The organism is Sphingomonas bacterium, assembly GCF_903644135.1.
Taxonomy (GTDB): Bacteria; Pseudomonadota; Alphaproteobacteria; order Sphingomonadales; family Sphingomonadaceae; genus Sphingomonas.
Genome location: NZ_CAHJXA010000104.1, coordinates 1 through 8392, shown reverse-complemented (window position 1 = coordinate 8392; position 8392 = coordinate 1). Strand labels below are relative to the sequence as shown.

Annotated in this window: 5 protein-coding genes; 2 read left to right on the top strand and 3 right to left on the bottom strand. The window is 69.3% G+C overall.

The genetic code is table 11. From position 1 onward, the window contains the following. Both HUU96_RS07265 and HUU96_RS07260 read left to right on the top strand, forming a co-directional pair. The coding region (locus HUU96_RS07265; RefSeq protein ID WP_174292170.1) for a S10 family peptidase at positions 1–1586 on the top strand (1586 nt) is incomplete at its 5' end. Positions 1587–1665: 79 nt separating this feature from the next. Further along, a complete protein-coding gene (locus tag HUU96_RS07260; RefSeq protein WP_174292169.1) occupies positions 1666–4806 on the top strand; it encodes a helicase-related protein in 3141 nt (1046 codons plus the stop codon). A gap of 13 nt (positions 4807–4819) precedes the next feature. Here the strand turns inward: HUU96_RS07260 and HUU96_RS07255 are convergent, their stop codons facing one another. The 3 genes from HUU96_RS07255 to HUU96_RS07245 all read right to left on the bottom strand — a co-directional run. Continuing rightward, a complete protein-coding gene (locus HUU96_RS07255; protein WP_174292168.1) occupies positions 4820–4981 on the bottom strand; it encodes a hypothetical protein in 162 nt (53 codons plus the stop codon). Between the two features lie 79 nt (positions 4982–5060). Beyond that, a complete protein-coding gene (locus tag HUU96_RS07250; protein WP_174292167.1) occupies positions 5061–6275 on the bottom strand; it encodes an MFS transporter in 1215 nt (404 codons plus the stop codon). Positions 6276–6278: 3 nt separating this feature from the next. Beyond that, a partial coding sequence (locus HUU96_RS07245) for a TonB-dependent receptor (protein WP_174292166.1) occupies positions 6279–8392 on the bottom strand: 2114 nt, incomplete at its 5' end.

Genomic DNA, 8392 nt, shown 5'->3' with positions numbered 1-8392 from the left:
GCGACGAGCCCGGCCGCGACGACCGCACCAACACCCAGCCCGGCGGCAGCAGCCGCGCCGCCCGGGCCGAGGATGCCAAGCTGTCCGACGCGGCGATCGCCAGCGCGCCGATCCGCGAGCAGCGTGTCGAGACGCAGCATTCCGGCGTCTTCTCCGGCCGCTCGATCGCCTATACCGCCACCGCCGGCACCGTCACCGTTCGCGACGACGACGGCAAGCCGACCGCCAGCATGTTCTACGTCGCCTATACCGCAGGTGGAGCCGGGCGCAGCAGCGGCCGGCCGGTCACCTTCTTCTACAATGGCGGTCCCGGCTCGTCGTCGCTGTGGCTGCACATGGGCTCGCTCGCGCCGGTGCGGGTTGAGACCGACAGCCCCGCCTCCTCCGCCAACGCACCCTTCCATCTGGTGCCGAACGGCGACAGCCTCCTCGACAAGACCGATCTGGTCTTCATCGACGCGATGGGGGCTGGCTATTCGCGGCCGCTAGGCGACACCAAGCTGCAGGCGTTCTGGGGCACCGATCCCGACATCGACGTTTTCGCGCGCGGCATCGAGCGCTGGCTGACGATCAACGACCGCTGGAACGCGCCCAAGTTCATCTTCGGCGAAAGCTATGGCACGACACGCTCGGCGGGGCTGGCCTATCGGCTGGCGCAGGACGGCGCGCAGCTGAACGGCGTCGTGCTGCTGTCGTCGATCCTCAACTATGGCCGGCGCTCGCCGGGGTTCGACCAGGAGCTGATCAACTATCTGCCGACCTTCGCCGCCATCGCCGCCTATCACCACCGGCTGCAGAACCCGCCCGCGGACGTGATGCCGTTCGTCGAGCAGGTTCGCGCCTGGGCGCGTGGTCCCTATGCGCTGGCGCTCGCGCAAGGCCAGTCGCTGCCCGACGATCAGCGCCAGGCGATCGCGGCGCAGCTGGCGGCCTATACGGGGCTGAGCACGCGCTTCATCCTCGACAACGACCTGCGCATCGACCCTTCCGCCTTCCGCAAGGAGCTGCTGCGCGATCAGCGGCGGACGCTGGGCCGTTACGATGCGCGCTTCACCGGCATCGATGCGGGGGCCGGCGGCGACTCGCCCGAATATGACGCGTCCGACACCGGCATCACCGGCGCGTTCGTGTCGAGCTTTCACCATTATTTGAGCCACGACCTGCGCTACGACACGCAGCTGATCTATCGCCCGACCTATTACACACCTACGCTGCGCTGGAGCTTCGACCATCGCCCGCCGGGCAGTCGCGGTGCCGGCGGCACCAACCAGGCCGACGTGGCGCTCGACCTGTCGGCGGCGATGCGGCAGAACCCCAACCTCAAGGTCTATTCGCTCAACGGCCTATACGACATGGCGACGCCGTTCTTCGGCACCGAATATGACCTGAACCACATGCAACTCGACCGCAGCCTGCTGTCCAACCTGCGCTTCGCCTATTACCCGTCCGGCCACATGGTCTATCTGAACGTCGACGCGCTGCACACGATGCACAGCGATCTGGCCCGCTTCTATGACGACACGGTGCGCGGGCTGAGCAACGCTGCCGTCGAGCCGTCACCCGGACGCGCCCGCCGGAAGCGTTGAACGGGGCTAAACGCTGGTCACAGCGCCGCGGCCTGCACCCTTTGCCGGCGACCGACGTTCCTTGATCGAGGGAGACATCATGTCGGATCGGAACGTCGCGGCAGCACCGCTGTCGCGCATCGCCACGCGTATCGTCGAGGCGATGACCGCCACCATCGTCTATGTCGCCGGCGATGAACGCGAGGCGGAGGCGATTGCCGCGGCGGTGGCGGCGATCACGGATGGATCGGTGGTGCATATCCCTACCAGTGACGCGCTGCCGGGCGACGACGCGCCGGCCGGTCCCGCCAACGCCGGTCACCGCGTGGCGGCGCTGCGCCGGCTGAAGATGCTGGCGGACGAGGCACCCGGCAAGCCCATCGCCTGCATCGTCGGCGCGGAGGCGATCGCGCGGCGCTATCCGGCACCCGACGCCTTCTCGGCCGCCCCGCCCCTGCTCGAACCGGGCCAGCCGCTCGATGCCGCCGCGCTGCTGGAGCAGCTGCTCAGCACCGGCTATGTCAGCGACGACCGCGTCGACGAGCCCGGCGAGATTGCGGTGCGGGGCGAGGTGATCGACCTGTTCCCGGCCGATGCCGAGCTGCCGGTGCGGATCGAGGTCGCCGACGGTCAGGTGACGGCGCTGCGGTCCTACGACCCAATCAGCCAACGCACGGTCGCCGACCTCGATCGCGTCGAGATCGGCCGGGCCGTCGAGCCGCCGCTGGGCGACGGTGTGCCGCTGCTTGCCCATCTCACGCCCGGCACGATCGTCTTTGCGGCCACCGCCGAGGCTCGACGAACGCGGTTCCTGGCGCTCGCTAGCGAGGCGTCCCGGCTGGGCGGTCGTGCCTCGGTGGCATTGTCGCCGCAGGAATGGGAACGTCCGCTCGGCCGTTGGGAGACGGTCGACTGGAGCGACGACGACAGCGAAGCCGTGCCGCACTTCGTCGAGCGCAAGGCACCCTGGGCCAGCTTCCTGCGCACCGCGCGCTCGGCGCTTGACGAGGGCGCGCGGCTGGTCGTCGTCGGCGGCTCGCGCGACCTGCGCTTCCTGCGACGCCGCCTCACCCGCGACTTCGACGGCGAGCCGCCGGCGCTGTCGAGCTGGGCGGAGGTGCTGGCGATGGCACCCGGTGCGGTCGCGACCCTGCCGATGCCGGTCGCCGCGGGATTCCGCCGCAAGGAGATCCTGCTGGTCGCCGCCGCCGATCTCCTCGGCAGCCGCGCGGTCCAAGACGAGGCGACCACCGGCACCACGACCGGCCTGGGCGATCTGACCGACCTGCGCATCGGCGACGTCGTGGTGCACGAGGATCACGGTATCGCCCGCGTCGTCGGGCTGGAGCCGATGCCGGGTAGCGATGACGGTGCCGGCGGCGACGCCATCGTGCTGGAACATGCCGACGAGGCGCGGCGGCTGGTGCCGGTCGCGGCGGCCGATCGGCTGTGGCGCTATGGGGCCGATGCCGATGCCGTGCCGCTCGACAAGCTGGACGGCAGCAGCTGGCAGAAGCGGCGCGGCGCGATCGACGCCGCCATCGCCGAGAGCGCCAAGGCGCTGGCAGCGATGGCGGAGCAGCGCGCTCGCCTGACCGCGCCGGCATACGCCCCCGACCCGGCGCAATATGAGCGGTTCGCCGCCGGCTTCGCGTTCACCGAGACCTCCGATCAGGCCCGCGCGATCAACGCCGTCCGCGACGACCTCGCGGCGGGCCGGCCGATGGATCGGCTGGTGATCGGCGATGTCGGCTATGGCAAGACCGAGGTCGCGCTGCGCGCCGCGGCGCTGGTTGCGCTCGCCGGCGGTCAGGTCGCGCTCGCCGCGCCGACCACCGTGCTGGTCCGCCAGCATCTGGAGAGCTTCCGCCGCCGCTTCGAGGGCACCGGCATCGTCGTGGCCAGCCTCTCGCGCCTGTCGACCGCGGCCGAGAAAAAGGCGGTCAGGGCCGGCCTCGCCGATGGCTCGATCCGCATCGTCATCGGCACCGGCGCGGTTGCCGGCAAGGGCGTGCAGTACCAGGCGCTAGGCCTGGTCGTGATCGACGAGGAGCAGCGCTTCGGCACCGCCGACAAGGCCAGGCTGCGCGGCGACGGCAGCGTCCATGTCCTGACGCTCAGCGCCACGCCGATCCCGCGCACCCTGCAGACCGCGCTGGTCGGCCTTCAGCAGCTATCGGTGATCGCCACTCCGCCGGCACGCCGCCAGCCGATCCGCACCACCGTCGATCGCTTCGACGAGGCGCGCGTGCGCATCGCGCTGACGCGCGAAAAGGCGCGCGGCGGGCAGAGCTTCGTCGTCGCGCCGCAGATCGAGGATCTCGCCGGTTTGGCCGACCGCCTCGCCCGCCTCGCGCCGGAACTCACGGTGGTGCAGGCGCACGGCAAGCTGCCCGCGGCCGAGCTCGACGAGGCGATGGTCGGGTTCGCGGAGGGGCGCGGCGACGTGCTGCTCGCGACCAACATCATCGAGGCGGGGCTGGACGTGCCGCGCGCCAACACCATGATCGTGTGGCGCGCCGATCGCTTCGGCCTGGCGCAGCTCCACCAGCTGCGCGGCCGGGTCGGGCGCGGCAACCGGCGCGGACAAATCCTGCTGATCACCGACGGCGAGGGCGAGGTAGCGGCGCGCACGCTGCAGCGCTTGCGGACGCTGCAGACGTTCGACCAGCTGGGCGCGGGCTTCGCGATCAGCGAGCGCGATCTCGACATGCGCGGGGCCGGCGACCTGATCGGCGAGGCGCAGGCGGGGCACATGAAGCTGATCGGGGTGGCGCTGTACCAGCACCTGCTCGGGTCGGCGCTCCGCCAGGCGCGCGGCGAGACGGTGGAGCGCTGGTCGCCCGACCTCCATCTCGGCTTGGCGGGGCGGCTGCCGGCCGAGTGGATCCCCGAGCCGGAGATCCGCGTCGCGCTCTATGCGCGGCTCGCCCGGATCGAGGACAGCGCCGCCGTCGACGCGATCGAGGAGGAACTAGCCGACCGTTTCGGGCCGCTCCCGCCCGAGGCCGAGGCGGCGATCACGCTCGTCCGGATCGCCTGCCTGGCGCGGGGGGCGGACATCGCCCGCATCGACGCCGGCCCTGCCGCGATCGCGTTGACGCCGCGCGGAGAGTTCGCTGGCGACGCAAAGGCGCTGACCCTCGTGGCCAAGAACGACCGCCTGATCCTCGCCGAGCGGATCGAGGACGTACAGGTCCGAAGCCGCCGCGTGCGCGAACTGCTGGAGGCGATGCTCTAATTCAGCGCGCCGGTCAGCGCTGCGTGTCGGCCTTGTCGATCAGAGCCTTCATCTCTTCCTCTTCCGGCGTCGCGGCGGGGCCGGTCAGGAAGCTGCGGCGCAGCGTCATGCCGGCACGGAAGAGCCGCGGCTGCTGATAGTCCTGAAACAGCGGGCGGCGCGGCGTTTTCGGCATCGGTTGACCTCGATCAGCAAGTCCACCTACATCAATTCGTCAGCATTGCGAAGGTTTCCTGCCGGTCGCCAGCGATAGGTCAGGGTCTTACGGTCGTTCCCGATCGCTCGAAGCGCGGCAGGAACGCCACGACGGCCGCGAACAAGGCCAGGCCGCTCGCGCAGAGCAGGATGGCCGGTCGATAGTCGCCGCCCATGGAGAGCCGCGCGATCAGCACCGGGCTGACCCCGCCCGCCAGGATCATCAGGCTGTACGCCAGGCTGTATAAGCGCCCGAAACTGGCGACGCCGAAATAGCGCGACAGCGTGAAGGCGAGGATGTCCAGCTCAGCGCCGATGGTGAGGCCGATGCCGAGCGCGGCCGCGCACAACAACGGCCCGCTGGTGGACAGCAGCAGTGCCGTACCGCCCGCCGAGATCGCGAAGGCGATTCCCGCGACGTACGGCGCGAAGATGCGATCCATCGACAGGCCCGACAGGCAGCGGCCGAGGATGATCGACAGGCCGATCAACGCCTGGACCTGCGCCGCCTCGCCGGCCGTGAAACCGCGCGCGCGCAGGATGGTGATCATGTGCAGCAGGAAGCCGCCGCCGAACAGCGCCGGGCAGGCGAAGCACAGCAGCACCAGCCAGTAGAGCGGCCGCCGCACGCCGCTCCAGTCGCCGCCACGCCGCGCCCGCGTGGTCGCCGACGTTCCGGTACGGCCATAGTCGTCGCTCCGGATCAGCGCGACGCCGCCGCCGCCCAGCAGCAGCACGAGGACCGCCAGCACCGCATAGCCGCCGCGCCAGCCAGCCGCCGCGATCACCTTCGTCATCAGGATCGGCGCGACGATGGCGGTGATTCCCAGGCCGCCGATCATCAGCCCCAGCGCCAGCCCGCGCCGCCGGTCGAAACAGGCGGTCACTACCCGCGAGAAACTGGGCGGCGTGCTGCCGACGCCGAGCAACGCCAGCGCGACCAGCAGGCCGGCGTACCAGCCGAACCCCGCCGGCGACAGCGCCAGCAGCAGCAGGCCGACGATCTCGCCGACCGCCGCCAGCGTGATCACCCGCACCGGTCCCCAGCGGTCCAGCGCCTGCCCCATCAACGGTGCGACCAGCGCGACCGCCGCCGACAGCATCAGCGTCGCCGTCGACAGCTGCTCGCGGCTATAGCCTGCCGTCGCGACCAGCTCGGGCACGAACGCGCCGTTGGTATAGGCGTTGAGCCCGACCACGCCGACCGACGCCGCCATGGTGCAGCCGAGCAGCGCCCGCCAATGCGCGCGAAACTCGGCCGCACCCTCGATCATCCGCTAGAACTTGCGCTGAATGGCGATGCCCGCCGCGCGCGGCTGATTCAGGCTCAGCTCGGGATAGCTGAAGGTGATCACGTCGGTGGTGACGATCCGCTTGTCGACGACGTTGTTCACGAACGCGGCCAGGCTCCATTTGTCATCGGGGCTCTTGATCGAGGCGCGCAGGTTGAGCGTGCCGCCCGGCCCGTTGCGCAACGTAGCCGCATCCTGGTTGGTGAAATAATAGTAGATGGTGTCGCGCCAGCGGTAATTGGCCGCGGCGGTGACGATCCAGTCGTTGCGGAGCGGGAAATCTTGCGCCGCCTGCACGAAGAACTGCCATCTGGGCGCGTTGGGCAGAGTGTTGCCGCTCGCGTCGACGAAGTTGTTGAACAGGTCCACCGCACGCGGAAAGCTGTTGAAGGTGGCGTCGGTGTACGAGGTGTTGGCGCTCAGCCGGGTGTTGGCGGCCGGTCGCGCGGTCAGCTCCAGCTCGAAACCGTTGATCACCGCGCTGCCCGCGTTGGTGATGATCGCGCCGCCCGCCGGCACGCCTGCGCGCAGCTGCAAGCCGGTATAGTCGTTGTGGTAGCCCGCCAGCGAGAAGCTGAGCTTGCGGTCGAACAGGTCGCCCTTGGCACCTGCCTCGATCGACTTGTTGCGCTCGGGCAGGTAGGGAGCCTGCACCGCGAAATCATTGTAGCCCCCTGCGCGGAAGCCGGTGCCATAGCCGGCATACAGCATGATGTTGCTGGTGGGGTGGTAGACGAGCTTGCCGCGGAAGGTCGTCGATTTCTGCGAGATCGGCACCGGCGTGTAGGGCGTCAAGGTGACCGCGTTGGTGACGAGGTTGGTCACCTGGATGCCGCCGTTCAACTGCTTCTCGTCGTCGGTGTAGCGCACGCCGCCGATGATCTGCAGGTTGTGCGTGATGTTGAACGTCGCATCGGCGAACCCGGCATAGGAGTCGGTGTTCTGGTGTCCGAAATAGAGCGAGGCGGTCGATGTCGGCGTCGTAAACATAGTGTTGAAGATGGTGTCGGCGTAATCCTGCGACTCGTTGAAATAATAGCCGCCAAGGATCCAGGTGAAGCGGCGGTTGCCCGACGACTGCAAGCGGATCTCCTGCGACACTTCGTGGCTGGTGTCGTCGTTGAAGTTATAGCCCTGCTTGGGCGCGGTGCTGAGGCCGCTGCTGTTGTTGGTGCCGCGCACATGAGTGAAGCGATAGCCGGTTACCGACACCAGGTCGACGCCGCCAAAGGCGTAGCTGAACTTCGCCGACAGCCCGTCATTCTGGACCCGCGTGCGCGTGTTCGGATTGAGGTTGTAATGGTCGTCGTAGATCGTCGCGAGCTGGTCGGCGGGAAGCGGCACGGTGGGCGTCGGCGTCTTCACCAACGCGCCGGGCGTGGTGGTGAAGATCGTCGCCGCGCCGCGGAACAGCGCCGCCTTGTTGATGATCGACGAATAATCGACGACGATACGTGCCGTCAGCGGGTTGTCGCCCTGATAGGTCAGCACGCCGCGGCCCTGCACGCTATCGCTGCCGCCGACGCGGCTGCCGTCGAAATCGTTGCGACCGAAGCCGCGCGCGTTGACATAGCCGGCGGCCAAGCGAGCGTCGAAGCCGCCGCCGAGCGGGCCGCTGACCGCCGCCTGGGCACGGTATTCCAGCGGTGCCTGGATACCGGCGGTGATGTAGCCTTCGGGCTTGTCGGTCGGGTCGGCGCTGCGGATCAGGATCGCGCCCGCAGTGGCGTTGCGGCCCTGCAGCGTGCCCTGCGGCCCCCGCACGATCTCGATCGAGCCGACATCGAGCAGGTCCTGGGTGCCGATGGTGACACCGCGCGCGAGGTACACGTCGTCCATGTAGATCGCGACCGGCTCGTCGCCGGTGTTGAGCGCTGAGCCGGTGGTGCCGCGCAGGCTGAGATAGGTACGCCCGCCGCCGCCATTGCCGTTGAACTGGACGCCGGGCACCGCGCCCGACAGCTCGTTGAGGTTGCGCGAGTTGGTGCTCGCCAGCAGCGCGTTGTTCACGACCGAGATCGAGATCGGCACATCCTGCAGCCGCTCCGAGCGCTTCTGGGCGGTGACGATGATGTCGCCGGCGGTGGCGTCGGCGGCGG

Coding starts and splice junctions, on each gene's coding strand:
- HUU96_RS07260 (WP_174292169.1), top strand. CDS start 1,666: ATGTCGGATCGGAACGTCGCGGCAGCACCGCTGTCGCGCATCGCCACG.
- HUU96_RS07255 (WP_174292168.1), bottom strand. CDS start 4,981: ATGCCGAAAACGCCGCGCCGCCCGCTGTTTCAGGACTATCAGCAGCCG.
- HUU96_RS07250 (WP_174292167.1), bottom strand. CDS start 6,275: ATGATCGAGGGTGCGGCCGAGTTTCGCGCGCATTGGCGGGCGCTGCTC.